The sequence below is a fragment of the Bradyrhizobium guangdongense genome (genome assembly GCF_006483445.1).
Classification (GTDB): Bacteria; Pseudomonadota; Alphaproteobacteria; order Rhizobiales; family Xanthobacteraceae; genus Bradyrhizobium; species Bradyrhizobium guangdongense_A.
In genome coordinates, this window is record NZ_PPPT01000007.1 from 1 (window position 1) to 26,338 (window position 26,338).

20 protein-coding genes are annotated in these 26,338 nt (G+C 64.2%); 7 read left to right on the top strand and 13 right to left on the bottom strand.

All coding sequences use genetic code 11. The annotated features are described in order from the left end of the window. From C2U70_RS01060 to C2U70_RS01085, 6 genes are all read right to left on the bottom strand, one after another. On the bottom strand, positions 1–1,270 hold a 1,270-nt coding region (locus C2U70_RS01060), incomplete at its 3' end, for an acyl-CoA carboxylase subunit beta (RefSeq protein ID WP_140976013.1). A gap of 114 nt (positions 1,271–1,384) precedes the next feature. Further along, a complete protein-coding gene (locus C2U70_RS01065; RefSeq protein WP_140976014.1) occupies positions 1,385–2,251 on the bottom strand; it encodes a 3-keto-5-aminohexanoate cleavage protein in 867 nt (288 codons plus the stop codon). A 107-nt stretch (positions 2,252–2,358) separates the two neighbouring features. After that, positions 2,359–3,180, bottom strand: coding sequence for an AraC family transcriptional regulator (locus C2U70_RS01070; protein WP_140976015.1), 822 nt, complete (start codon positions 3,178–3,180; stop codon positions 2,359–2,361). A gap of 119 nt (positions 3,181–3,299) precedes the next feature. Continuing rightward, positions 3,300–3,956, bottom strand: a complete 657-nt coding sequence (locus tag C2U70_RS01075; RefSeq protein WP_140976016.1) for a glutathione S-transferase family protein — start codon at positions 3,954–3,956, stop codon at positions 3,300–3,302. Then, positions 3,956–5,119 carry an acyl-CoA dehydrogenase family protein gene (locus C2U70_RS01080; RefSeq protein WP_140976017.1) on the bottom strand — a complete coding sequence of 388 codons (1,164 nt, stop codon included), beginning with the start codon at positions 5,117–5,119 and terminating at the stop codon, positions 3,956–3,958. The genes C2U70_RS01075 and C2U70_RS01080 overlap by 1 nt, the downstream gene beginning before the upstream one ends. A 118-nt stretch (positions 5,120–5,237) precedes the next feature. Continuing rightward, positions 5,238–6,374: an acyl-CoA dehydrogenase family protein gene (locus tag C2U70_RS01085; RefSeq protein WP_140976018.1), complete on the bottom strand. Its 1,137-nt coding sequence runs from the start codon at positions 6,372–6,374 to the stop codon at positions 5,238–5,240. Positions 6,375–6,649: 275 nt separating this feature from the next. On the opposite strand from C2U70_RS01085, the gene C2U70_RS01090 reads away from it, so the two are divergent. After that, a complete protein-coding gene (locus tag C2U70_RS01090; RefSeq protein ID WP_140976019.1) occupies positions 6,650–8,203 on the top strand; it encodes an acyl-CoA synthetase in 1,554 nt (517 codons plus the stop codon). A gap of 96 nt (positions 8,204–8,299) precedes the next feature. Further along, positions 8,300–9,514: a sulfotransferase family 2 domain-containing protein gene (locus C2U70_RS01095; RefSeq protein ID WP_186293990.1), complete on the top strand. Its 1,215-nt coding sequence runs from the start codon at positions 8,300–8,302 to the stop codon at positions 9,512–9,514. Positions 9,515–9,517: 3 nt separating this feature from the next. On the opposite strand, the gene C2U70_RS01100 is transcribed toward C2U70_RS01095, so the two are convergent. Both C2U70_RS01100 and C2U70_RS01105 read right to left on the bottom strand, forming a co-directional pair. Next, positions 9,518–11,026, bottom strand: a complete 1,509-nt coding sequence (locus C2U70_RS01100) for a glycosyltransferase family 2 protein (protein ID WP_140976020.1) — start codon at positions 11,024–11,026, stop codon at positions 9,518–9,520. 10 nt (positions 11,027–11,036) lie between these two features. Next, a complete protein-coding gene (locus tag C2U70_RS01105) occupies positions 11,037–11,798 on the bottom strand; it encodes a helix-turn-helix domain-containing protein (protein WP_140976021.1) in 762 nt (253 codons plus the stop codon). A gap of 185 nt (positions 11,799–11,983) precedes the next feature. On the opposite strand from C2U70_RS01105, the gene C2U70_RS01110 reads away from it, so the two are divergent. The 5 genes from C2U70_RS01110 to C2U70_RS01130 all read left to right on the top strand — a co-directional run bounded on the left by C2U70_RS01110 (position 11,984) and on the right by C2U70_RS01130 (position 19,376). Then, a complete protein-coding gene (locus tag C2U70_RS01110) occupies positions 11,984–14,257 on the top strand; it encodes a marine proteobacterial sortase target protein (RefSeq protein ID WP_140976022.1) in 2,274 nt (757 codons plus the stop codon). 117 nt (positions 14,258–14,374) lie between these two features. After that, positions 14,375–14,959 (top strand): class GN sortase, encoded by a 585-nt coding sequence (locus C2U70_RS01115; protein WP_140976023.1) that lies wholly within the window; start codon positions 14,375–14,377, stop codon positions 14,957–14,959. 148 nt (positions 14,960–15,107) lie between these two features. Next, positions 15,108–16,100 (top strand): glycosyltransferase family 2 protein, encoded by a 993-nt coding sequence (locus C2U70_RS01120; RefSeq protein ID WP_140976024.1) that lies wholly within the window; start codon positions 15,108–15,110, stop codon positions 16,098–16,100. A gap of 146 nt (positions 16,101–16,246) precedes the next feature. Then, the gene (locus tag C2U70_RS01125) at positions 16,247–18,466 is read left to right on the top strand and encodes an acetate--CoA ligase family protein (protein WP_140976025.1); all 2,220 of its coding nucleotides are present in this window, start codon (positions 16,247–16,249) and stop codon (positions 18,464–18,466) included. A gap of 85 nt (positions 18,467–18,551) precedes the next feature. Next, a complete protein-coding gene (locus C2U70_RS01130) occupies positions 18,552–19,376 on the top strand; it encodes an MlaD family protein (protein WP_140976026.1) in 825 nt (274 codons plus the stop codon). 6 nt (positions 19,377–19,382) lie between these two features. Here the strand turns inward: C2U70_RS01130 and C2U70_RS01135 are convergent, their stop codons facing one another. From C2U70_RS01135 to urtE, 5 genes are all read right to left on the bottom strand, one after another. Further along, positions 19,383–22,496, bottom strand: coding sequence for an autotransporter outer membrane beta-barrel domain-containing protein (locus C2U70_RS01135; protein WP_140976027.1), 3,114 nt, complete (start codon positions 22,494–22,496; stop codon positions 19,383–19,385). A gap of 273 nt (positions 22,497–22,769) precedes the next feature. Beyond that, positions 22,770–23,810, bottom strand: a complete 1,041-nt coding sequence (locus C2U70_RS01140; RefSeq protein WP_140976028.1) for an aliphatic amidase — start codon at positions 23,808–23,810, stop codon at positions 22,770–22,772. Between the two features lie 57 nt (positions 23,811–23,867). Next, on the bottom strand, positions 23,868–24,215 hold the full coding sequence (locus C2U70_RS01145) for an FmdB family zinc ribbon protein (protein ID WP_140976029.1): 348 nt from the start codon (positions 24,213–24,215) through the stop codon (positions 23,868–23,870). 96 nt (positions 24,216–24,311) lie between these two features. Beyond that, the gene (gene fmdA, locus C2U70_RS01150) at positions 24,312–25,541 is read right to left on the bottom strand and encodes a formamidase (protein WP_140976030.1); all 1,230 of its coding nucleotides are present in this window, start codon (positions 25,539–25,541) and stop codon (positions 24,312–24,314) included. A gap of 27 nt (positions 25,542–25,568) precedes the next feature. Then, on the bottom strand, positions 25,569–26,258 hold the full coding sequence (gene urtE, locus C2U70_RS01155) for an urea ABC transporter ATP-binding subunit UrtE (RefSeq protein WP_140976031.1): 690 nt from the start codon (positions 26,256–26,258) through the stop codon (positions 25,569–25,571). Positions 26,259–26,338 lie beyond the last annotated feature (80 nt).

Sequence of the window (26,338 nt, forward strand, 5' to 3'; positions counted from 1 at the left end):
TGCCGTAATTGCCGGCGCCAAAGGAGGCGCCGCAATAGATCGTGATCTGCGGCACCGTCGCCGAGGTCACGGCCTGGATCATCTTCGATCCATGCTTGATCATGCCGGCTTCTTCATAGGCCTTGCCCACCATGTAGCCGGTGGTGTTGTTCAGATAGAGGATCGGCGTGCGGGTTTGGCAGCAGGCCTGGATGAAATGGGTCGCCTTGTTGGCGCCGGCCGGATCGAGCGGACCGTTGTTGGTGATGATGCCGATCGCCTCGCCCTCGATGCGGGCATGGCCGCAGACGGTGGCGGGGCCGTAATTCGGCGCCATCTCGGTGAAATCGGAATCGTCGATGATACGCGCGATCACCTGCTTCATGTCGACGGGGCGCTTGTGGTCCATCGGCATGATGCCGAGCAGTTCGTCCTGGTCGTAGCGCGGCGGCTTGTAGTCGGCGCTCGCCCGGCCCGGCCGGTCCCACTCCAGCGCTGCCATGATCTCGCGCGCGATGCGCAAGCCATCGCGATCGTCCTCGGCGAGATAGTCGCCAAGGCCGGAGATTGACGTATGCATCTCGGCGCCGCCGAGTTCTTCCTCGGTCGCGATCTCGCCGGTCGCGGCCTTCAGCAGCGGCGGCCCCGCGAGGAAGGCGCGGGTGCGGCCGCGCACCATCACGATATAGTCGGAAAGGCCGGTCTGGTAGGCGCCTCCAGCGGTGGAGGAGCCGTGCGTCACCGTGACGACAGGGAGGCCCGCCGCCGACAGCCGCGCGAGGTTACGAAAGATGTTGCCGCCGCGGACAAAGTCCTCGACGCGATAGCGCAACAGGTTTGCGCCGGCGCTTTCGACGAGTTGCACGTAAGGCAGCTTGTTCTCCAGTGCGAGCTCCTGCACGCGGAGCGTCTTGTCGAGGCCATAGGGCTGCAGCGCGCCGGCATCGATACCGGCATCACTGGCGCTGACCATGCAGCGCACGCCCGACACGAAGCCGATGCCGGCGACGACACCACCACCCGGCACGCTCTTGTTGGCGTCAGGCACGTCGAACATGTAGCCGGCGAGCGTGGAGAGCTCGATGAAGGGCGCACCGGGGTCGAGCACCAGCGCGACACGCTCGCGCGGCAGGAGCTGGCCGCGCTTGTGGAAGCGATCCTTTGCGGCAGCCGAAGCGGCGCGGGTGCGCTCTTCCAGCGCGCGCATGCGGTCGATGAGACCGAGCATGCCGTCGCGATTGGCCTGATAGGCCGCGCCACCGGTGGAGATGGTGTTTTCGATGATGGACATGAACTCTTTCCGCTCGTCATTGCGAGGAGCGAAGCGACGAAGCAATCCAGACTGTCTCCGCGGGAAGATTCTGGATTGCTTCGCTTCGCTCGCAATGACGGTTGAGGCGATACCTTACCGATTCGTCCCAAAAATCTTCCGCGCTTCCGCCGGGCTCGCGATCTCGCGGCCGGCGCGCCTTGCACAGGCGGCGACGGCTTCGATGAGCTGGCCGTTCGACGTCACCTTCTTGCCGTCGGCGAGATAGAAGGTGTCTTCGAGGCCGGTCCGCAGGTGACCGCCGAGATCGGCGCAGCGCTGGTGCAGCGGCCATATTTCCTCGCGGCCGATCGCGGTGACCTGCCAATGCGCCTCGGGGCGCTTCAGCTTGATCAGGATCGGCAGCAGTTCGGGATCGGCGGGCATGCCGGAGGCGACGCCCATGACGAAATTGTACTCCAGCGGCCCCTTGTACATGCCGACTTGGGTGTACATGCCGACGCAGCGGACGATGCCGACGTCAAAACATTCGAACTCGGGGATGGTGCCGACGGCGTTCATAACGTCGAGATAGTCCTTCACCTTCTCGACCGCGTTATCGAACATCATCGGCGGCCAGGCCCAGGTGTTGTCGGCCTTGACCTTGAGATAGTTGAGCGAGCCGGCGTTGCAGGCGGCAATCTCGGGTTTGGTTTCGCGGATGCAATCCAGCGCGCCGGAATAATTCGGGCCGGAGACGCCCGAGGTGTGGTTGATGATCACGCCGGGACAGGCTTCACGGATCGCCTGCTGGATCTCCCTGCTGACGGCCACCTCCCAGGACGGCAGGTGCCCCTTGTTCGGCGCCTGCTGACGCAGATGGATGTGCATGACGCTGGCGCCGGCATCGAACGCGGCCCTGGCCTCGCGCGCCATCTGCTCGGGCGTGACCGGCACGTTGTGCTGCTTGGGATCGGTGAGCACGCCATTCAGCGCGCAGGTGATGACGGCCTTGTCGCTCATGCCTTGGATGTCTCGCAGGTTGAGAATTCAACGCTGCGATCATGTGACGCGCGACATCCTTCTTCTTGCGCGGAGAAGCTAGCGAAAAACGAAGCTTTTCGAGCCGCCTAGCTTGCTTTCGCAAGCTCCTTCACCGTCGTTTCGCCACTGCGATAGATCGCAAGGTCCCGCGAGCCCACGAAGATCGCGCGTGGCTTCAGGCCGTAGAAGCGGCGGATCGAATGGCTGAAATGCGTGGAATCGGGATAGCCGATGTCCTGCGCGAGATGAGCGAGGTTGAGGTCCTGATTGGCGAAGTGCAGCAGATGGCGGGCACGCTTCCAGGCCCGGAAGGAACGGAAGGAGATGCCAGTCTCCTCCTTGAACAGGTGCAGGAAGCGCGACGCCGAGAGGCCGGCTTCCGCAGCGCAACTATCCGCCGTCACGGGCTCGCCGGAGAAGCGGCCGATGCGCGCCACCGCGCGTGTCACACGCGGGTCGAGCGTGCGGCGCGGCAATGCCTCGCCAAAGCACATCTCGTCGAATTCGGCATTGGTGATGTTGCCATAGCGACGCTCACGCAGCATGGCGTAGGCCGCGAGGATCTTGCGGGCGTAGAAAATCTTGTCCGGCCCGGTCAGGCGTTCGGCAAGGGCTTCCAGCGTTCCATCCGGCATGCTTTCCGGCTCGAGCGTCACGCTGATCACAGTGCGGTAGTCGGCGGCAATGGTGTGGCGCTGGTTCGGGAGGGTCACGACCAGCTCGGACGAGGTGTGCATGTCGTCGAGCGTCAGATGCAGGCTGCCCTTCACCGCAACATAGACATGGCAGCAGCCGGGGGTGCGCTTGCGCGGCCGGCCGAGCAGGCCTGCGTAGAACACGCGCTCCGGCGTGATCAGCATCAGGTGGTCGGATTCGCGACCGCTGTCTTTAACTTCGTGGCCTTCCATGGCGGTCCTCCTCGCGCGGCTCTTTAGGCCGCTGCGGACGAGGCCACCTTAGACGAAATTCCAGCGCTGTCACGAAGGGATAGCGCTGTCATTCCGATACGCGAAACGAGTTTTGGAACCTACGCTCGGACCCGCGGCGCGATGTTCTGCTCAACTCCGGCCTTACGTTCTGCTGCAACTGCGCGCTTAAAACCGTCGCGCTGTTGCAAACGCGCCCAATACGCTGCGACATTTGGCCCAAAGTCCTTGGCAAGACCGATATTTTCCGCGAGGCGGAGCGCGTAGCCGATCACGATGTCGGCGGCGGTGAAACGGCCGGCGCACAATGTTTCGGCACTTGCCGTCGCTGCCTCGACGGCACGCAGGCGTCCCAGGAACCATTTTGCGTAGTCGCCCGCGACCTGAGGGTTGCGCCGCTCCTCCGGCTCGAGCTGGGTGTATCGGAGCACCAGCGTTTGCGGGAAGGTTAACGTGGCATCGCTGAAATACATCCAGTTCAGGAACGCGCCGTAGGCGGGGTCCTCGACATCGACCATCAGCGGTGTCGGCGCGTATCTGGTGCCGAGATAATGGCAGATGCCTGAGGACTCCGTCATCTTGGTCTCGCCGTCGACCATGAATGGGATGGTGCCGAGCGGATTGATCGCGAGATATTCCTTGGCGAAGACGCGCGGCGGGAACGGCAGCATCTTCAATTCGTAGGGCAGGCCCATCTCCTCCAGCATCCAGAGCGGGCGGAACGAGCGCGCGGCGTCGCAATGATAAAGCGTGATCATCAATTCTTTCCTTTGCTGCCGGGCAGCGTACCCATCATCTTGCACAATACCATCAGCATGACCTCGTCAGCACCGCCGCCGATCGAGGTCAGGCGGCTGTCGCGATAGGCCCGGCTGACGGGCGTTTCGTTGGTGAAGCCCATGCCGCCCCAATATTGCAGGCAGGCATCGGTGAGCTCGCGCCCGAGCCGGCCGGCCTTCAGCTTGGCCATGGTCGCGAGCTTCGTCACATCCTCTCCCGCCACCAGCGCTTCGCCCGCACGATAGATCAGCGCACGCAGCAGCTCGACCTCGGTCTGCATCTCCGCAAGCTTGAAGTGCACGACCTGGTTGTCAAGAATGCTCTGGCCGAAGGCCTTGCGGTTGCGGGTGTAGTCGATGGTTTCGTTGATGATGTATTCGTGCGCTTTCAGGCAGGCTGCCGCGCCCCAGAGCCGCTCCTCCTGGAACTGGATCATCTGGTAGGTGAAGCCGTTGCCTTCCTCGCCGATCCGGTTGCGCTTGGGCACCCGCACATTGTCGAAGAAGATTTGCGCGGTGTCGGACGAGCGCATGCCCATCTTGTCGAGCTTGCGTGCGATCGTGACGCCCTTGCTCTTCATGGGCACGCAGATCAGGGATTTGTTGCGGTGAACGGGTCCATCGCCGGTGTTGGCGAGCAGGCAGATCCAGTCGGCCTGGGTGCCATTGGTGATCCACATCTTGCCGCCATTGATGACGTAGTCGTCGCCGTCGGAGCGCGCATTGGTCTTGATCGAGGCAACGTCGGAGCCCGCACCGGGCTCGGAGACGCCGATGCAGGCCACGAAATCACCGGCAATGGACGGCGCCAGAAATTCGCGCCGCACCTCGTCCGAGCCGAACCGCGCCAGCGCCGGTGTCGCCATATCCGTCTGCACACCGATCGCCATCGGCACGCCGCCGCAATTGATGGCGCCGAGCTCCTCCGCCATCATCAGCGCGTAGGAATAGTCGAGGCCCGAGCCGCCGAACTCGACCGGCTTGTTCAGGCCAAGGAAGCCGAGGCTGCCCATCTTCTTGAACAGCTCATGCGCCGGGAAGATGTCGGCCTTCTCCCATTCATCGACGTGAGGGTTGACCTCGTTGGCGATGAATTTTTGCAAGCTACGGCGGATGTCGTCGTGGTCGGCGGTGAATAGCATTCTCTTCCTCTCGTCATTCCGGGGCATCGCGAAGCGATGAGCCCGGAATCCATTTCACAGCGGTGCGTACGGCCCGATGGATTCCGGGCTCGCGCTTCGCGCGCCCCGGAATGACGGGTCACAACCCCATCTGCCGGCTGGCCAGATCCTTCATGATCTCCTCGGTGCCGCCGCCGATGGCGTTGACCTTGACCTCGCGGTAGATGCGCTCGGCCTTGATGCCGCGCATGAAGCCGGCGCCGCCGAAGATCTGCACGGCCTCCGAGGCGCAGAACGCCATGGTCTGCGTCGCCTGGTTCTTCATCATGCAGATTTCCGCGACCGGGCTCTCGCCCTGCCCCAGACGCCAGGCCAGCAGCTCCAGCATCGCCTGCGACGCGGCGACCTTCTGGGCCATATCGACGATCTTGTGGCGGATGACCTGGTGCTGGGCGAGCGGCTTGCCGAAGGTCTTGCGCTCCCGGGCGTAGGCGATGGCTTCATCGACGCAAACGCGCGCAAAGCCGGTGCAGCCCGCCGCCATGCCCATGCGCTCGCTGTTGAAATTTTGCATGATGATCTTGAAGCCCTGGCCTTCCTCGCCGATCAGGTTCTCGACCGGCACGCGGCATTCGTCGAAATGCAGCGTCGCGGTGTCCGACGCCCACCAGCCCATTTTCTTCAATTTCGTGCGCGACAGGCCCGGCGTATTACCTTCGATCAGCAGCAGGCTGACGCCACCGGCGCCCTCGCCACCGGTGCGCACGGCAACGGTCAGATAGTCGGCGCGCATGCCGGAGGTGATGAAAGTCTTCTCGCCGCTCACGACGTAGTGATCGCCGTCGCGGCGCGCCTTGGTGCGGAGGTTCGCGACATCGGAGCCACCGCTCGGCTCGGTGATCGCGAGCGCAGAAATCTTCTCGCCGGCGAGAATTTGCGGCAGCACTTTTGCCTTCACCTCGGGCCGTGCCGCGCGCGCGATCGGCGGCGAGCCGATGGTGTGGCTCATCAGGGAGGCGCTGACGCCGCCGGCACCGGCCCGTGCCAGCTCCTGGCTCGCCACGATCTTCATGAACTGGTCGGCGGCGACCCCGCCATATTCCTCGGGGAATCCGAGGCCCAACAGACCGATCTCGGCCGCCTTGCGATAGAGCGTGCGCGGGAATTCGCCAGCCTCGTCCCATTCATGGGCGAACGGCTCGATTTCCTTCTCGACAAAGCGGCGCATCATTTCGCGAAACGCTTCGTGCTCGGCGGTATAGAACGGGCTCTTCATCGCTGTTGCTTTCGCTTGGCGCGCGATTCTTCGTGGTCACCATGGCCGGATCGCAAGGCATGCACTTGCGCGGAGTGGCTGACGCAAGAACGCGCGCCGATCAAGCCACGCCCCAGCAACTCAACGCAAGACAGTTTTCGCAGTGCAACGGCCAACTCCCGGTCAAAAAAGAACCTTGTACATATGACTTTTGGCCGGCCCTTCGGGGTCGGCTCAACATGTTGCAAGGCGTTGGAATTCAGGCGGCACAAGGCCACTCGCTTGTGGAGGACAGATTGCCCGTTCGCTACTACGACTGGATCGCCCACCACAGCCGCCGCACCCCCGGCAAGACCGCGGTCATCGACCTCGCGAGCGGACGCCGCTTCACCTACACCGAATTCAACGACCGCATTGCACGTCTGGCGACGCATTTGCGCGACAGTCTCAACGTCTCGCGCGGCGACCGCGTCGCGGTGCTCGCGCTCAACACGACCGATACGCTGGAGGTACAGTTTGCCTGCGGACGGCTCGGCGCCGTCTTCCTGCCGCTGAACACGCGCCTCACCGTCCCCGAATTGCAGTTCATCACGGGCGATGCCTCACCCAAGGTGATGATCCACGACACGGATCTCGCCGAAACCGCGCTGAGCGTCGCAAAGCTCTGCGGCATCGCCTCGTCGATGTTGCTCGGCCCCGGAGGCTCCTATGAGGCCGGCATCGCCACGGCAAAGCCGCTTGCGGCTGCCGAGGACGTTTCGCTCGATGACATCTCGACCATCATGTACACGTCGGGCACCACGGGCCATCCCAAGGGCGCGATCATCACCCACGGCATGACGTTCTGGAATTGCGTCAATCTCGGCGGGCCCGCCTATATCAATCCGTCCACGGTCCTCCTGACGGTGCTGCCGCTGTTCCACACCGGCGGGCTCAATTGCTACACCAACCCGGCGCTGCATGCCGGCGGCACCGTGCTGATCATGCGCGCGTTCGATCCCGGACAGGCGCTGCAACTGATCGGCGACCCCGCGCAGGGCATCAACGTGTTCTTCGGCGTGCCCGCGATCTACCAGTTCATGGCGCAGCATCCGGCGTTTGCGACGACCGACATGAGCCGTCTGATCATCGGTGGCGTCGGCGGCGCGCCGATGCCGGTGCCGCTGCTCAAGTCCTGGGAAGCGCGCGGCGTCGCGCTGCAGCAGGGTTATGGCATGACCGAGACTTCGCCCTCGGTGCTGGTGCTCGACCGCGAGGATGCGGCGCGCAAGGCCGGCTCAACGGGCAAGCCGGTGTTGCATACGGAGGTCAGAATCGTCCGTCCAGATGGCAGCGATGCCGATGTGGGCGAACTCGGAGAGCTCTGGGTGAAGGGGCCGAACGTCACGCCCGGCTACTGGAACAGGCCGGAGGCCAACAAATCCTCCTTCACCGACGGCTGGCTGCACACGGGCGATGCGACGCGCGTCGATGAAGAAGGCTTCTACTACATCGTCGACCGCTGGAAGGACATGTACATCTCCGGCGGCGAGAACGTGTACCCGGCCGAGGTCGAGAACATCCTGCATCGGCTCGCCGCCATTGCGGAAGCCGCCGTCATCGGCATTCCCGACGCGCAATGGGGCGAGGTCGGCCTGGCCATCGTCGCGGTGAAGCCCGGCCAGCGACTGAGCGAGACCGACGTGATGGCGCATTGCGCGGCCAATCTCGCGCGCTTCAAATGTCCGCGCCGGGTCCGCTTTGTCGACGCGCTGCCGCGCAATGCTACCGGCAAGATCCACAAGCCGACCTTGCGCAAGGAATTCTCGGTGGCCTCCGAGCTGGACAAGGCAAAAGCCGCAAACGCCTGAACGCGACGCCTGGCATCGCGCTTTGGTTACGGCGCTGTGCAAACCATGGTACAGGTGCCGGAGCAGTGCGGGGACGACCTGACTCGGGACAATTTGATGAAGCAGGCCGCCAGCCTCACGGCCGAAAGGCCGTTTTTCTTTCTTCACATCCGCAAGACCGCAGGCGTGTCGTTGCGCGGGCTCTTGGCCAACCGCTTCCCCGCGGACAGAATCCTGTTTCAGGCGCATTCCCGGAGCGGCCCGCAACGGCCCGGCAACGCGCTGTTTGCCACCGGCCATGTCGACTTCGACTATGCCGGGTCGTTCCCGATCCATCCGACCATCTTCACGGTTCTGCGTGAGCCGATGTCGCGCTGCGTCTCCGCCCATGACTTTTTCCAGAGCCACAGCGAGCCGTTCTTCCAGACGCTTGCAACCGAGCTGAGCACCGACGAATACGCAGCGCGGCGCCGGTACCAGGAGCGCGCCCGCGCCCTCGGGCCAAAACGCTTTCTCGGCGAAGAGGAACCTCTCGCGCGCTATTGGCTCGCCAACGTCCAGACGCGGCAACTGGCGGGCGCCTCGTTCGCCAGCCTTCGCGACGACGACCCGCGCCTGCTGGATGCGGCATTGACCAACCTCGCACGGATCGATCTCACCGGCATTCTGGAACGGCAAGCCGATACGCTGAAACTGCTTGGACGGATGATGGGCTGGGGACCGCTGGGTCCCCTGGCTCATCTCAACCGCACCCCGCGATCGAGCCAGAGCGAGCTCGACCCGGCGTCACTCCACATCCTGCACTCATGGAATGAACTCGATCTGCGGCTCTATGAGGAGGCGCATCGACTGTTCGAGCACAGGCTCGCGGCGTCGCCATCCGCCGAAGACAAGGTCCAGCTTGCGGCTCCGCTCGGAGCCGACGGCTTTACGCCGGATCAGCCCCTGCACGGCGCAGGCTGGCACGAGCGTGAACGTCATGAAGGGCGCTGGCTGTGCTGGAATTCCGCACCGTCAGCCACGCTCAACTTGCAGCCAGCAACGCCCGCGCCACGCCGTTTTCAATGTCTGCTGTCGCACGTGTTCAACGAGCACGCGCTCAACCGGATCGGGATCGCAATCAACGACCGGCCCCTCGTGTTGCGCAAGCGTGCAGCCGAGGGCGGCATTCTCATCGAGAGCGATATTCCAGCAAGCGCGTGGGCCGCCGACCCGGCGCACGCCGTCCTGACCTTCCAATGCCCCGTCATGGGAAGCCCGCAGGATCTCGATCCCAACTCATCTGACGCGCGCCAGCTCGGTTTTGCCCTCGCCCGCGTGCTGCTCGACTGAGCATCACATGGGTTTGGCGGATGCAGGCGGCGCATCGCCGGGCTTGGCGGACGATGCACTGACGTCGATGGCGCTAACCGGCAGGCCGAGGCGACGTACGTCCCCGGCAGCGGGAAAGCGCGGGCAGGTCCATGCAAGGGTGACGATACCTGATGCCGGAACGTCGAGGTCCAGTTCGAAAGCACCGTCACGAACCATGATCGACGGATCGGCGATGCGGGCTCCATTGCAATGGAATCGCACCCCGATCCGATCCAGCGGCTCGCGCACATCGAGGCATTCGATACGAACCACATTGCGGCCGGGCTGTACCTTGATCCTGACTGCGGCCTCGGGTTCGCTCCAGCGAAAACTGCGGCCTTGCCAGGTCTCCATGGCGTGAAAGCCGGCCTGGGCGAGCACATATTCGCCCAGGCGCGGCAACGCACTGCCGCCGGCACGGCGCACCTGATGGATGCAGTCGAGCCGCTGCAGATCGATCAGCGCCGCGATGTAACGCTTCAGCTCAAATGCGACGCGCGGGCGCGAGCCGATCCTTACCATGACGGTCAACGTGCAACGCGCACGGACCGCGGCCAGCCACGCCACCGCTCGTGCAAGCCGATCGCCGTACAAGGCGGGCCCGGCCCAGCGCCGGAGTGCCGGCCGTGTCTCGCCGGATCTTCGCGGATCTCGATGCTGACGATTATCCTGCAGCAGCGCGGCAAGCACGGCGCGCGCGAGGCCGGCATCGAAATCATCCTGGCAGTTCCATTCAACGGGAATTTCCAGGAGCGCGCTTCCGGGGCCACGCCTGTCCCCACTGAGATAGCGGATCTCGCCCTGCACGAAGTCGAGCGTGAACCTTTTGAGGTCGCCGACCTTGCCGATATAATAGTGATGGAAGCGCGCGCCCTCGAGATAGCCGATGGCATGGCCGCGCACGTGATAGCTTGCGGCGAGCACCCATTCGGCGAAATGGCCGAGTTCCTCGCGCAAGCCACCGCATTCTTCGTAGACGTCGCGCCGGGTCACGAAACACTGGTCGAGCACTTTTCGCCAGGGATGCACTTTCATGCCGAACTCGATGTCGGCCTGGTACATCTGCGCCTCCGCCTCCGACAGGCGGTTGTGACAAATCGGAATCGACTGGCAGGAAAATCCCGACCATTCCGGATGCTCCGCGATCGCCTTGATGCAGAGCTCGATTACGTCAGGCTCGGGCCAGCAATGCGACTCCGTGAAGAACAAATATTGGCCGCGTGCCCTGGTCGCGCCGTACGCACAGAGCCCGATGTCGTGCGAGGATTCCGTGAACTCGAGGCGTGCGCCGCCGCCCGCCAAGGCCTTCAACTCCGCGCGCGCAGAAAAATCCGGCGGCACGACCAGGATAATCTCGTAGAGGGACCGATCGGCGGTCTGCGACATCCAGCCGAGCCAGGATTGCTCCCACTGCCCGCGGTGATATTCGAGCGGGATGATGACCGAGAACAGCGGCGCCTGGGTATCGGTCTCGGAGTGCGCATTCAGCATGCTGAGGCTGCTAGACGGGCAGGAAGAGTGCAAACGGCTCTTCGACCGTACGGCGCAGATGATCCCGGTAGAGCGTGTAGTTGGCGTTGTCAGGGGCGATGCGGCCGAGCGTGGGGGCCTTGACGTTCGCGAGCGGGACGAAGGCGATCGGCGCGGCGATCGGCGTCAGTTGCGATCCGGGGCCGGCGCGCAATGTCGAGATGATCCCGTACATCTCGCCGGCCACCGTCGGCCGCGACACGGTGATAACGCGGTGCTGGCCATGGCGGTTGATGACGAGGTAGATGAAGCCCGACTGGTGGGGTACCGCGACCTCGCCGGAGTGCTCATAGGCCGCATCGGTCCGTTCGCCTTCGCGGAAGACGAGTGAGGAGACCTTGGGCTCCCAGGCGATTTCGGTGCGGTAGGCGAAGATCGCGTCCTTGTCGCCGAAGGACGGCCGCAACGTGATGTAGACGTCCTCCAGCCAGGTCACGGCGCGGTGCGAATAGGAGCCGAGACTGTCGGGCGCGACATCGTTACCGACCGGCGCGACAGGCGCCGCCGGAGCGCTGCGGCGTAGCGAAACGCCGAGCGCCTGCTCGAGCCGCACCGTGGTCGCCAGCGTGAACGGGCGACGTCCGCCGAGCGCCTTCTCCAGGGTCGAGAGGCTGAGCTTGGCCTGCTCGGCCAGGGTCTGTCGGGAAATCCGGCGTTTGGCGATCTCCTCGCGAATCTTGTCGGCGACTTCACGGCTTTGCTCATCCGTGAGCTGCTTGTCCGGCGTCTGCATCGAGGTCCCTGCTCCCATGGCGCCAGTCTAGCAGACGGACAAATCAGCACAAAACCGTACATCGCCTCCGCCGACCCGCCATCCCTGCACGGACCGCGGCCGAACATTGCCGATCAATCCGCTCGCGAAAATCCGTATTCCCGGCAGATTTGGAGCGTGACCAGCGGTCTTCGGGAGCAGGCGAAATGACCACCATCGACGACTTCGAAAGCGACGAACACCCCATGCTGAAGCGGCTGATCAAGCTGGGGCTGGTTCTCCTGGCGCAGGGCATCGCCGTGATGTTGATCGGCATCGTCGCCCTGCTTGTCAGTCTCTTTGTCAGCCTCGATCCGGCCTGGTCGGCCACCTCGGAGCAGGCGACCCTGCTGCAACCTGCCGATGCCCGTTCGGGCACGCTGCTCCTCAAGAACGACGGCGTCACGAGCGAGGCCGTCAGGCTCGGCATCGACGTCGACATCACCGTGTCAGGTCCGACCTTGCGCGCCCGCGTCACGCAGGTGTTCCGCAACCCCGGCAAGGACTGGGTGGAAGCGATCTATGTCTATCCGATGGCGACAGGCGGCGCCGTCGACACCTTGAAGATGGTGGTCGGCGACCGCGTCATCGTCGGCGACGTCAAGGAGCGCCAGCAGGCGCGCGTGATCTACGAGCAGGCGCGCCGCGATGGCCAGAAGGCTGCGCTGACCGAGCAGGAACGGCCAAATATCTTCACCAACTCGGTCGCCAATATCGGGCCCGGCGAGACCGTGCTGGTGCAGATCGAGTATCAGGAGCCCGTGCATCAGTCCGGCAACGAATATTCGCTGCGCGTGCCGATGGTGGTCGCGCCGCGCTACAATCCCTCACCCGTCGTGCAGAGCGTCGACTTCCGTCCCGACGGCTCCGGCTGGGGCGCGACCAAGACCGATCCGGTGCCCGATCGCGACCGCATCTCACCGCCGGTACTCGATCCCCGGAAGCATCCGCCGATCAATCCGACCAGCATCACGGTTCGCCTGCAGGCCGGCTTCGCGCTCGGCGAGGTCAAGAGCCACCACCATGCCGTCAAGACCGAGAGCCCCGATGCAACGACGCGTATCGTCAGGCTCGCCGACGACACCGTTCCCGCGGACCGCGACTTCGAGCTGACCTGGAAGCCGGCCGCCGAGAAGGCACCGTCGGTCGGACTGTTCCGCGAGCATGTCGGCGACGCCGATTATCTGCTCGCCTTCGTCACGCCCCCGACGCTGGATCAGGCCGCGCAAAAGCCGCTGCCCCGCGAGGTCGTATTCGTGATCGACAATTCCGGCTCCATGGGCGGCACCTCCATCGTGCAGGCCAAGGCCAGTCTTCTCTATGCACTCGGCCGTCTGCAGCCGAACGACCATTTCAACGTCATCCGGTTCGACGACACCATGGACGTGCTGTTTGCGACCTCGGTGCCCGGCGATGCCGAGCACATCCGCGAGGCGACGTCTTTCGTCGGCGCGCTGCAGGCCCGCGGCGGCACGGAAATGGTGCCGGCGATGCGCGCGGCGCTCGCCGACAAGCTCGGTGACATCAATTTGGTCCGCCAGGTCGTGTTCCTGACCGACGGCGCGATCGGCAACGAGCAACAATTGTTCGAAACCATCACCGCGATGCGCGGCCGTTCGCGCATCTTCATGGTCGGCATCGGGTCCGCACCCAACACCTATTTGATGACGCGCGCCTCCGAGCTCGGGCGCGGCGCCTTCACCCATATCGGATCGGTCGAGCAGGTCGAGGAGCGCATGCGCGGCCTGTTCGCCAAGCTGGAAAATCCGGCAGTCACAGGCCTCAGCGTCAAATTCTCGGAGGCGCAGGCCGACGTCACGCCGGCGATCGTGCCCGACGTCTATCGCGACGAGCCGCTGGTGCTTGCTGCAAAGCTCGACAAGCTTCAGGGATCGTTCGAGATCAAGGGCCGCGTCGGCGACCGGCCGTGGTCGGTGACGCTACCGCTGCAAAACGCCGCCGAAGGCAAGGGCCTGTCCAAGCTCTGGGCCAAGCGCAAGATCGGCGACGCCGAAGTCGCGCGCACCATGCGCGAGCTCTCTCCGGAGGACGCCGACAAGACAGTGCTTGCGCTGGCGCTCGAGCATCAGCTCGTCACGCGGTTGACCAGCCTCGTTGCCGTCGACAAGACGCCAAGCCGCCCCGAGGGCGAGCCGCTCAAGCTCAGCGAACTGCCGATCAACCTGCCGGCCGGCTGGGATTTCGACAAGGTCTTTGGCGAGCAGATGCAGCGCGTGCCGGCGCAACTCCTGGAGCGTCGTGCCGATGCGAGCGGCCGGACGACCACCGCGCGACGGCTGGCGCCTGCCGCGCAACCCGACACCGTCCGCCTGCCGAAGACCGCGACCACCTCCGAGCTGAAGATGATCGCGGGCCTGATCCTGCTCCTGCTCAGCCTGTTCCTGTTCGTGTTCAACCGGCGTCAACTCCTTGCTCATTGACGCCGGGTGAAAGAGGAGACCTCACCCGACTCCTCTTCTTGTGCGCGCGCGGCTGCCCGTCCCGTCCAACGGCCGCGCGCGCCTTTTTCTTCTTGAAGCGAACGCAACAATCGACCAATGCCCCGCTTTCACCCACCCCTCGCCCTTGCCCTCGTCGGCGCGATCCTGTTCGGCGATGGCGCCTCTATCCACGCCAAGGCGTGGCTGGCGCAGGTGTTGCTCGAACGCGCCTTTGCGCAGAGCATCGCGACGGGGCAGCCGGTCAAGCCGTGGTCCTGGGCGGACACCTGGCCGGTCGCGCAAATCGAGGTGAAGCGGATCGGCGCACAGGCCATCGTGCTCGCCGGCAGCAGCGGCCAGGCACTCGCCTTCGGACCCGGGCATGTCGAGCAGACTGCAGATGCCGGCGAGCGCGGCGTCGCGGTCTATTCGGCGCATCGCGACACGCATTTCCGTTTCCTGCAACATGTGTCCATCGGTGACGACATCGACGTCACACGCAGCGACGGCAAGCGCTTCCGCTACCGTGCCGACCATTCCGCCGTCGTGCGTTTTGACGCGTCCGGCATCGACCTTGCGACCCAAGGCCACGAGCTGGTGCTGTCGACCTGCTGGCCATTCGACGCACTGACGCCGGGGCCCGACCGCTATATCCTGCACGCCACCCTGATCGGCCCCGTTAACCAAGCGGCCGACCGGTAACTACCTGATCCACTTAGCTCTTCTCATTCGAAGCATGATTCAGGATGCCGCCATTTCGGGCGCAACTGAACTGGTATTGCCGGCCATAGACCTATAAAGGGGGGCAGCGTGCGGAAGCCCTTTTATTCTGCACCTGCAGGACATTGGTATGGACGACGAATTTCAGAAGAAGCTCTTGCAGCAACTGGAGCAGATCGAGAACCGCGTTGCGCTTCTGGAAAGAAACCAGCATCTGATCGCGGCGGGTCAGCGGCGAACGTTGCTGCGCGGGCTGTGGCGGCGTCCACCGATGTGGACCTTCGAGCAGTATCCGCCGCGCCTGCTCAGCACGAAGACGTTTCAGCCGATGCCGTCTCCGCCCGCGAACGCACCGCGCATCGCGATGGTCACGCCGAGCTACAATCACGCGCAATATCTCGGCGCCACGATCGACAGCATCGTCGGCCAGAATTATCCGAACCTCTACTACCACGTCCAGGACGGCGCCTCGATCGACGGCACGCTCGATCTCCTGAAGAGCCGCGGCGACTGCATCAGTTGGCGCAGCGAGCGTGACACGGGTCAATCCAACGCCATCAACCTCGGCCTCGCCGGCGTCGATTGCGACATCATGGCCTACCTCAACAGCGACGACATGCTGCTGCCCGGCACGCTCGCTTACGTCGCGGACTACTTCACGGCGCATCCCGACGTCGACGTCGTCTACGGCCACCGGGTGTTCGTCGATCGCGACGGGCTCGAGGTCGGCCGCGCCGTGCTGCCGCCCTACAATGGCAGGGTGCTGCAATACGCCGACTACATCCCGCAGGAGACGATGTTCTGGCGCAAGCGCGTCTGGGACAAGATCGGGCCGATCGACGAAAGTTTTCACTACGCCATGGACTGGGATTTCATCCTTCGCGCACAGGCGGCCGGATTCAAGTTCCGGCGCCTGCCGCGTTTCCTGGCGTGCTTCCGCATTCATGACGCACAGAAGACCGCGGCGACCTATGCCGTCGGCGTCAAGGAGATGGGCCTCTTGCGGCGGCGTGCGCTCGGATTCGATCCGACGCAGGCCGATATCCGGAGGGCCATCGTGTCGTACCTGGTGCTCCAGATCGGCTTTCACTACGGCTACAAGCTCGGCGTCTTGCGCTACTGAGCGCGGCTGTTCGATCGAATATCCATCAGCACCTATTCCGTCGCGCGGCATTCGGCGCACGCGGTTGCCACCCTTCCAAACTCACCCTACAAAAGAGCGACGCGCCGCCGAGAACGGCGCAGCTAATAAGCGGTGGGGATCGCGCCATGGAAGCTCAGGTGACCAAAGCATCCGTTTCTCCGAGCTCATGGTCGCCCGCGCCGGGTGCCGACGATGTCGTCAAAGGCATCCACGCGATGCTGCACCCGCGCAACATCGTGCTGGTCGGCGCAACCGACAAGCCCGGCAATTATGCCGAGCGCATCTGGAACAATCTCGTCAAGTACAAGTACGAAGGCGGGCTATACCCGATCAACGCCAGGCGCGAGGCGATCTGGGGCGTCACCTGCTTCAAGGACTTTGCGAGCCTGCCCGAAAAACCCGATCACGTGCTGGTGCTGGTGCCGGCACGCTTCGCGGTGCAGGTGATCCGCGACGCAGCCGCGGCCGGTGCGCGCTCGGCCACCATCGTCACGTCAGGCTTCAGCGAGTTGCAGGACGAGGAGAGCCAGCGGCTCGCCGCCGAACTGCAGCAGGCGGTGCGCGAGACCGGGCTTGCGGTCACGGGCCCCAATTGCCTGGGAAACCTGAGCGCCGGTGAGAAGCTCTTCACCAATATCGACGACCGCATCGTGACCATGGAACAGGGCGCGGTGGCGATCGCCGGCCAATCCGGTGCCATCGTCATGGCGGTCCGCCAGGCGCTGGAAGATCGCGGCGTCGGCGTCGGCTACATGGTCACGACCGGCAACGAGACCGGGCTCGAGACCCCGGACCTGATGCGCTATTTCGCGGCCGATCCGAGCATCCGCGTCATCGTCGTCTATCTCGAGGGCGTGCGGAACACCAAGGCATTCCGCGACGCCTGCAAGGCCGCACGCGCGGCGAGCAAGCCGGTGATCGCGCTCAAGCTCGGCGCATCCGAAGGCGGTCGCGCGGCTGCGATGGCGCATACCGGGGCGCTCGCCGGTTCCATCGAAACCTTTGACGCGATCGCCACCCGCGAAGGCGTGATCCGGGTGCGCGGGCTGGACGAGCTGATCGAAACCACCGAATGCTTCGTGCACGCGTCCGTGCCGAAGAGCGACCGGCTGGCAGCCGTTTCGCTCTCCGGCGGCAAGCGCGGCATGCTGATCGACGCCTTCTACGCGGAGGGCCTGAATTTTGCGCCGCTGAGCCCGCATGCCAACGGCGAGCTTGCAAAGATGCTGGGGCCCGGCTCGATCGTCGGCAACCCGCTCGATGCCGGATTTGCCGCGGTGGTCGATCCGTCCGTCTACATGAAGTCGATCAAGCTGATGATCGACGATCCCGACATCGACATCGTCATCATCGATGCCGAGCTGCCAAAGGCGCCGCATGAATTGCGGGAGCGGAACCTGCGCATCGTCGACGAGATGGCGAGCAGGGCCGGAAAGCCCGTGATCTACATCAGCGCGATGTCGATCGGTTTTACCGAGTTCACCAAGGGCCTGCGCAAATCGCTGCCGCATATCGCGGTCATGCAGGGCCTCGACCGCGCGGTGACCGCAATCAAATCGTTGCTCGACTATGCCAGACTGCGCAAGGAAGTGCCCGACATTGTCTCGAGCTCGAAAGCATCCGCCCGCGCGGTGCTGGAGAAGGCGCTGAAGCAGGCGCAGGGCGCGGCGCTCGACGAAGTCGCCTCCAAGAAGCTGCTGAAGGCCTATGGTATTCCGATCTCGAAGGAAGGCATTGCCCAGACGCCGGCAGAAGCCGTCAAGCTTGCGAAGCAGATCGGCTTCCCGGTCGTGGCCAAGCTCGTCAGCGCCGAGATCCTGCACAAATCCGATATCGGCGGCGTGGTGCTCAACCTCAACAGCGCCGCCGAGGTGAAGAAGGCGTTCAACGCCATCACCGCACGGGTGAAGAAGCTGAAGGGCAAGCCAAAGCTCGACGGCATTTTGATCGCGCAGCAGGTCAAGGCCGATCTCGAGCTCGTGGTCGGCGCCTCGCTCGATGCCGAGATGGGGCCGGTGGTGCTGTTCGGCACCGGCGGCATCGACATCGAGCTCATGAAGGACGTGGCGCTGGCGGGCGCACCGCTGGACGAAGCCGAGGCGCGGGCGCTGATCGCTCGCACCAAGGCCGGCATCAAGATGGCGGGCTATCGCGGCAAGCCGGCCCTGCACCAGGCGTCAGCCGTGAAGGCCTTGGTCGGGCTGTCCAACCTGATCGCTGACGCCGGCGACCGCATCGCCTCGATCGACATCAATCCGTTCCTGATCAATCCCAAGACCGGTGTCGCCGTAGACGCCCTCATCGTCCTTAACAATGCCGCGGCAAAGCGGGCGGCAGGACACTAATCAAGGCACTGATCGGCTTCCACTTGCCCCCCTTTGCCCATAAAATCGGCGTGCGACTCCCTCAGGGGTCGGTGGCCGAGGAACGATGGCGCGCACGAGCAATCTGGTGATCGGAACGGTGACGCTGGCGGTGATCGCCGTGGCGTTCGGCAGCATGCTTGCCGTGCAGAAGTTCCGCGCGGCCCAGCAACGCAGCCTGCTGCGCGTGGTGTTCGAGGGCGGTTCCGCGAGCGGCCTGCGCAAGGGCGGGCCGGTTAATTTCGACGGCGTTCCGGCCGGGCAGATCCTGTCGATCAAGCTGGATAATCCGCGCAAGGTCGTCGCGCTGGTCATGCTCGACAACAACGCGCCGATCCGCAAGGACACGGTGGCCGGCATCGAGTTTCAGGGCCTGACCGGCGTTGCCGCCGTCTCGCTGATCGGCGGCGCGCCCGCCGCGCCCCCGGTACCGCTGGACCAGGACGGCGTTCCCATCCTGACCGCCGATCTCAGCGACGCCGAATCGATCGTCGAGACCCTGCACAATGTCGATCGCATGATCGTCAGCAACGAAGCGTCGATCAAGGACGGCCTGCGCACCTTCGAGAGCTACACGGCCGATCTCAAGAGCAAGGGCGAGGCGATCGACGCCATCATGACCAAGACCGAGAACGCGTTCGGAAGCATCGACAACGCGGTGGCCAAGATCGAGAGCGTGGTGCCGAGCCTCGCCAACGGCAAGGCGGATGAGCTGTTCGAAAAGATCAAGTCGCTGCACGAGATGGCCGACAGCATGAAGAAGAAGTCGGCGGCGTTCCTCGACGACGGCCGCCGCATGCTGCTCGACGTCAGCGAAGCCGCCAACAAGATGGCCGGCACGCCCACCCCTCCGCGTCCGCCGCGCAGGCAGCCCCAGCAGCAGAAGCAGTAACGACGCCTACCACGCGTAGCGCACGACGCCCTTGCCGGCGTAGGACCGCGTGACGTTCGAGAACTCGCCTTCGAACGTTCCCGTCGCGGACCAGCCGTTCATCCACTTCATCTCGGCGGAGGCCGTGGTCAGCGCGGAGTCGCGGGACAGCGCCGCGCCGTTGACGACGAAGGCCGAGCCCGGCAGCGTCTGGAACACCGCGCCGACGGTACGGTCCGGATTGAAATCATGCGCCCAGGCGACGCGGCCGCGCAGCGTGATCACGCCGTTAGTGGCGGCAAAGGATTTGTCGCTGCGCAAGCCGAGCTCGGTGCGGGTGTCGGTCACGCTCTTGGCGGCATAGCCGAGCGCAAAGGCGGCGTTGGTGCCGACCACCAGGCTTTCCGCATAGTTCGGCAGGTTGAAATTGGTTGCCTGCAGCGCGGCGTAAGGCGTCACGCCCATCCAGGGCGTGACGTAGCGATAGCCGCCTTCAACTCGGCCCGAGAACGCGTTGGCGTTGAACTGCGCGCGCAACTGGTCGAAGCCGGCCGCGGTGACGATGCGGTTGGTGGTGACGTCCTGCCAGCCATAGGCCACCGCCGCCGTGACGTAGGCCGGGCCCGACGTGTGGCGAACGAAGGCGCCGGCCTGGAACAGATCGGAGTGGCCCCAGCCGAGCCCGTTGACGCCGAAATTGGTGGCGCCGCCGGCGAGCGCGAAACCGGCGATCGTCGCGGGCGAGAACCGATAGTCGAAGCCGACGGCGGTGCCGTAGACGTTGCTGGTCGTGCTGTTCGAGCCGAGCGCCGCATTGCCGTCGGTGGTCTGCGAACCGCCAAAGCCCGCCGCCCACACGCTCCAGCGCTGGTCGAAATCGGCGGCCGGCGCCTTGCGGTAGATGGAGGCGAACGCGTCGCGCGCGCTCTTGCCGGTAGATGCGTTCGCGCTCGCTTCTTCGGCAAAGGGCGTTGCGCCGGGCGCACCGGTGCCGCGGCCGGCCGAGAACGGATCGGTCAGGAGGCCGAGGAACAGGTTCATGGCGTTGAACGTCGCCTGCTGCAACCCGGTGCCCGGCTCGCCGGAGGCTTGTGCCAGCCCCTGGGGCGTGAGGTTGGCCAGCACCACGGGAATGCTGCCCGTGGTGTTGAAGGCGCGCGTCAGGGCGTTGGCGACGTTCTGCTGATTGATGTTGAGGCCGGTGCCGTAGTTGAGCGCGAAATCCAGGAAGACGTTGTTCGGATCGTAGCTCAGGGCTGCCTGCAGGTTCGGCGACAGCCCTGCGACGACCGGGTTGAATGTGTCGACAACGCCGCCGGCCGCGAACAGGATGGTGTAGTGCTTCTGGATCGTGCCGACGGGGACGGCGACGACCGTGGCGCCGTTCAGCGTCGCCGTGCCGCCAACCGCCGTAAAGCCGTTCTCCGGCCCCGAGAGCTGGACCATGTAGGTCGACGCCGCCGTCATCGTGAGACTGCCGTTGACCGTGAACGTGCCGGTCGGGTTGCCCGGCGCCAGCGTGCCGCCATTGATGATGGCGCTGCCGATCTCGCCCTCGCCGCTGAGCGTGCCGCCGGCGGCGACCGTGACGTTGCCGTTGATCACGCCCTGCACGGTGAGCGTGCCGCCTTGCACGCTCCAGTCCTGATTGCCGATGCCGGTCACGGTCCAGTTGGAGCTGTCGACCTTGTTGAAGATCGTGAAGCCGTCATACTGCTGGCCGGCGCCGATGTCGCTGAGGAAGAACGTATCCTTGCCGGTGCCGCCGAGCTGGAACGTGTCGGTGCCCGCGCCGATCACCGCACCAAAAATCCTGCTGCCCGGCCCCAGGGTGAGCGTGTTGCTGGCGCAATTGCAGAACTGGATGGCCGTTCCGGTTCCGGCATTGATGGTGCCCGAATTGAAGACGTTGCCGCCGCCGCTCACGAAGATGCCGACGGCACCGTTGCCGACATTGATGGTGCCGGTGTTGACGACCTGGTTGATGACCGCGCCCGAACCGTTCACGTCGATCGCGGCGCCGCCATCGCCGATGGAAATCGTCCCGCGGTTGGTGATCGTGTTGCCGTCGCCGACGACGAAGATACCCTCGGCAGAGTCCCCGCCCGTAATCGTCTTGTTGTTCGTGATCGTCGATGACGAACCGGTATAGGCGATGCCGGCACCTGCGAAGCCGACGGAAACCGTACCGTTCTGGGTGATCGTGGCGCCAATGCTGTTCACCGAAATGCCGGCTCCGAAGTCCCCGGATGTGATCTTGCCGTCGTTCGTCACCTTCGCGTCGGCGCCAAACACGACGATGCCGGCGCCGGCAATGCCAGCCTGGATGGTGCCGGCATTGCCGACGGTGGTGAAATTGCCCTGCACGAAAATGCCGGCGGAATTCGCCCCAACGGTGATGGTTCCGGTCGCGGTGTTGGTGATCGTGTTGTTGTCGTCCACGGCAGCGATGCCGGCTCCCAGTACGGTTGCGTCGCCGATCGTGATCGAACCGGCGTTGGTGACCGTGTTGTTGCCCACAACGAAGATGCCGTACGAATCGGTCAGCGTGGTGATGACGCCGCCCGCGGCATTGATGATGGTACTGTTCTGTCGGGCAACGATGCCCGCGCTATTGGCTCCGGTGGAGAGCAGGCCGTTGTTGGTAATCGTGTTGTTGTCGAACACGTTTATCGCCACGCCGCCGTCGCCGGTCCCAATCCCTCCATTGTTGACAATGATGTTGTTGTTCACAGCGGAGATGCCAAGGCCATTGTCGATGACATTGATCCCGGCGTTATTGGTGATGGTGTTGTTGCTGCCGGCGTTGATGCCGGTCAGGCCGGACGCTGCCAGCAACGACCCATTGTTGGTGACGACGTTGGCGTCGTTGACGCTGATCGCCGCCGTGCCGTTGTCGTTGACGGTGGCGCCGGCCAACACGTTGACGGTCAGGTTGGTGACGCCGCCGCCGGCCGCAAAGCCGTTGGGATCAAGGCCGCTGCAGGTGACCGTCTGGCCGCTTGTGGCGGGGTCGGGCGCGCAGTCGGCCCGGGCTGAGGTCGTCGACAGGCAGAGGCCGAACAGGGCCGCCAGGACGGCCGACAGGGCCGTGCCGCGGTACAGCCCAGCCTGACCGCGCGATGGCAACCGAACTTCCACGCAACGCCCCTCATTCCCGGGCGCTCCCAATGGCGCCGCCGGTAAAATAGGCGACCGGTTCCCTCCGTGAAACTACGGGCGAGCGGGAATCGTCGGATTCAGCCACAACCGCAGCAGAATCACGCGGTGATGTTGCAACCGAGCCACGTTTTCCTGCGTCCAATTGTCATTCCGGGCACCATCCCGGCGCTCATCGAAAACGAGAGCGCGAAAACAACCCCATGCACAGTAGAAAACGCCGAACGTCCGTTTTTTGCGGACGTCCGGAATAGCCTAGTAATTGGTGGAGGTTAGCTCGTTCGGGATGCCCTCGATCGGGCATTCCTCGGTGCCGACCGTTTGACGTGTCATTGCCTCCACTTTTATGCGCGTTCCTTCCGGATCCGCGATCCAATCCTTGTAAAAGTCGTAAGGACACGCAGCGACGCCGCGCGCGCCTTCGCCGGAGTTGATCATGCCGGTGTAGCCGCGATGCAAGAGCTTGAAGAGGTGGTTCTGCGACTGGCCGTTCTTGCGCGCGTCCCGGATCAGGCTCTTCGAGAGCCCGGCGTACTGAATGCCGTATTCCTCCTCGCCGGTCTCGCCCAGCGTGCGTCCATCAAAGCCGATGATCGCGGAGTGACCGAAATAGGAATAGACGCCGTCAAAACCGGCCGCATTCGCAACCGCGACATAGACGTTGTTGGCCCAGGCCATCGCCTTGGAGATCAGCACCTGCTGCTCCTTGGCCGGATACATGTAGCCCTGGCAGCGCACGATCAGCTCGGCGCCCTTCATGGCGCAGTCGCGCCAGATTTCCGGAAAATTGCCGTCGTCGCAGATGATGAGGCTGACCTTGAGGCCTTTCGGCCCCTCGGAGACATAGGTGCAATTGCCGGGATACCAGCCCTCGATCGGCACCCACGGCATGATCTTGCGATACTTCTGAACGATCTCGCCCTTGTCGTTCATCAGGATCAGCGTGTTGTACGGCGCCTTGTGCGGATGCTCCTCATGGCGCTCGCCGGTGAGCGAGAACACGCCCCAGACTTTGGCCTTGCGACAGGCTTCTGCGAAGATCGCTGTCTCCTCGCCCGGGACGGATGAGGCCGTGTCGTACATCTCCTTGGAGTCGTACATGATGCCGTGGGTCGAATATTCCGGGAAGATCACGAGATCCATGCCGGGAAGGCCGAGCTTCATGCCCACGATCATGTCGGCGATCTTGCGGGCGTTATCGAGCACCTCGGCCTTGGTGTGCAGGCGCGGCATCTTGTAATTGACGACTGCGACGCCGACCGTGTCGTTGCTGGACGAAATATCACCGTGAAGCATTGGCGTTGCCTTCTGTTCTGGTTGGAGTGAGACGCCGCTCAAGCGGCGGCGTTGCCGTCAGTGGCTGATCATCCAGGGACGCGCGGTCGGAAAACCCTTCGCGCCGCTCTTGCTCTTGGTCATCAGCCGCGCAGGCTTCTTTTTGCCCGTGGAGCAGCAGCCGCAGCCGGGGCCGTGCGAGGCCTTGTATTGCGCAAGCGTCTGCGGCGCGTGCGTGCTGCGCTCGTTGACCGCGTGCGCCTTCCGTTTCTCGGCAGGCATGCAGAAGAAGTTCGGCGCTGTCAGGATCACCCGCGGCGCCATCGCTTCGCAGTCAGGGCAGGCCTGCGGATCGTCGCACTCGGCCATCGGCCGGAGATCCTTGAAGGGTCCGCAGTCGTCACAGAGATATTCGTACATCGGCATCGCATCATCCCTACGCATGACCGTTGGTGTGGAAAGAGCCCCTCACCCCGACCCGCTCCCCGTAAGGACGGGGAGAGGGAGAGAGGGAGCGCGGAGCTACTTGTCCGGCGATATCGGCATCTGGATATCGCCCGTGATGTGCTTGATGGGCCCTGCGGCCGACGGCATGACGTCAAAGTCAAAAATTTCCGTCGGCAGCCAGAGCGTGGCGCAGGCGTTGGGCACGTCGACCACGCCTGAGATGTGGCCCTGGCACGGCGCGGTGCCGAGGATCGAATAGGCCTGGGCGCCGGAGTAGCCGAACTTCTTGAGATACTCGATCGCGTTCAGGCAGGCCTGGCGATAGGCGATGTGGACGTCGAGATAGTGCTGCTTGCCGGCCTCGTCGACCGAGATGCCTTCGAAGATCAGATAGTCCTTGTAGTTCGGCGTGATCGGCGACGGCTTGAAGATCGGATTCTTGATGCCGTACTTCGCCATGCCGTCCTTGATCACCTCGACCTTCAGATGCAGCCAGCCGGCCATTTCGATCGCACCGCAGAACGTGATCTCGCCGTCGCCCTGGCTGAAGTGCAGATCGCCCATCGAGAGGCCCGCACCCGGCACATAGACCGGGAAGTAGATCTTTGAGCCGCGCGACAGATCCTTGATGTCGCAATTGCCGCCATGCTCACGCGGCGGCACGGTGCGCGCACCCTCGGCGCCGATCTTGGCTTTCACGTCGCCCTTGGCGCGGCCGCCATGGGCGGTCGGCGCGAACGGCGGATTGGCCAAACCGGGCACGCGGGTCGGGTTGGTCGAGATCAGCTCGGCCTCGCGTTTGTTCCACATGTCCAGCATCTTGGGATCCGGCAGACAGCCGATCAGCCCGGGATGGATCAGACCCGCAAAATTCACACCGGGCACGTGGCGCGACGAGGTGTAGAGACCCTTGATGTCCCAGATCGACTTCTGCGCCAGCGGGAAATGGTCGGTCAGGAAGCCGCCGCCGTTCTGCTTGGAGAAGAAGCCGTTAAAACCCCAGAGGCTTTCCTTGAGCGGGCCGACGTCGAGCAGGTCGACGACCAGCAAGTCACCGGGCTCGGCGCCCTTGACGCCGATCGGGCCGGACAGGAAGTGCACGATCGACAGATCGATATCGCGCACGTCGTCGGCGGAATCGTTGTTCTTGATGAAGCCGCCGGTCCAGTCATAAGTCTCGATGATGAAATCGTCGCCGGGATTGACCCAGGCCACGATCGGGATGTCGGGGTGCCAGCGGTTGTGCACCATGTCATTATCGTAAGCCGACTTGGTGAGATCGACCTTGATCAGTGTCTCTGGCATCAAAATGCTCCCCTTTTACACGGTTGGTTAGACGGACAGATACTTTGAGACTTGCGCGGCATCGACGCTGTCGCGCGGATCGTCGCGCACGATCTCGCCGTTCTCGATGACCAGCACGCGGTCGGCGATATCGAGCGCAAAGCTCAGCACTTGCTCGGACACGACGATCGACAGCCCCTTCTCGTCGCGGATGCGCTTCAGGGTGCGCGCCATCTCCTTGATGATCGACGGCTGGATGCCTTCGGTCGGCTCGTCCAGCAGCAGCACTTTTGGCTTGGTCGCGAGCGCGCGGGCGATCGCGAGCTGCTGTTGCTGACCGCCGGAGAGATTGCCGCCGCGGCGGCCCTTCATCTCCAGGAGCACCGGGAACAGTTCGTAGATGTCGCCGGGCACCTCCGACTCACCGGAGACGACGAGGCCGGTCTCGATGTTCTCCTTCACCGTCATGGTGGAGAAGATCATGCGGCCCTGCGGCACATAGGCGAGGCCCTTGGCGACCCGCTCGTAGCTCGGCAGACCGACGAGCTCCGCCCCGTCCATGCTCACCGAGCCGCTCTTCGCCGGCAAAATGCCCATAAGCGATTTCATCAGCGTGGTCTTGCCCATGCCGTTGCGGCCCATGATCGCCACGATCTCGTTGGGTGCGACCTTGACGTTGAGACCGTGCAGCACCTCGCTCTGGCCGTAGGCGACGTGAAGATCGGAAATTGCCAGCATCGGTTTGCTCCTACGCTCGGTGTTCCTTCCTTCTCCCCTTGTGGGAGAAGGTGGCGCGGGCGTAGCCCGCGACGGATGAG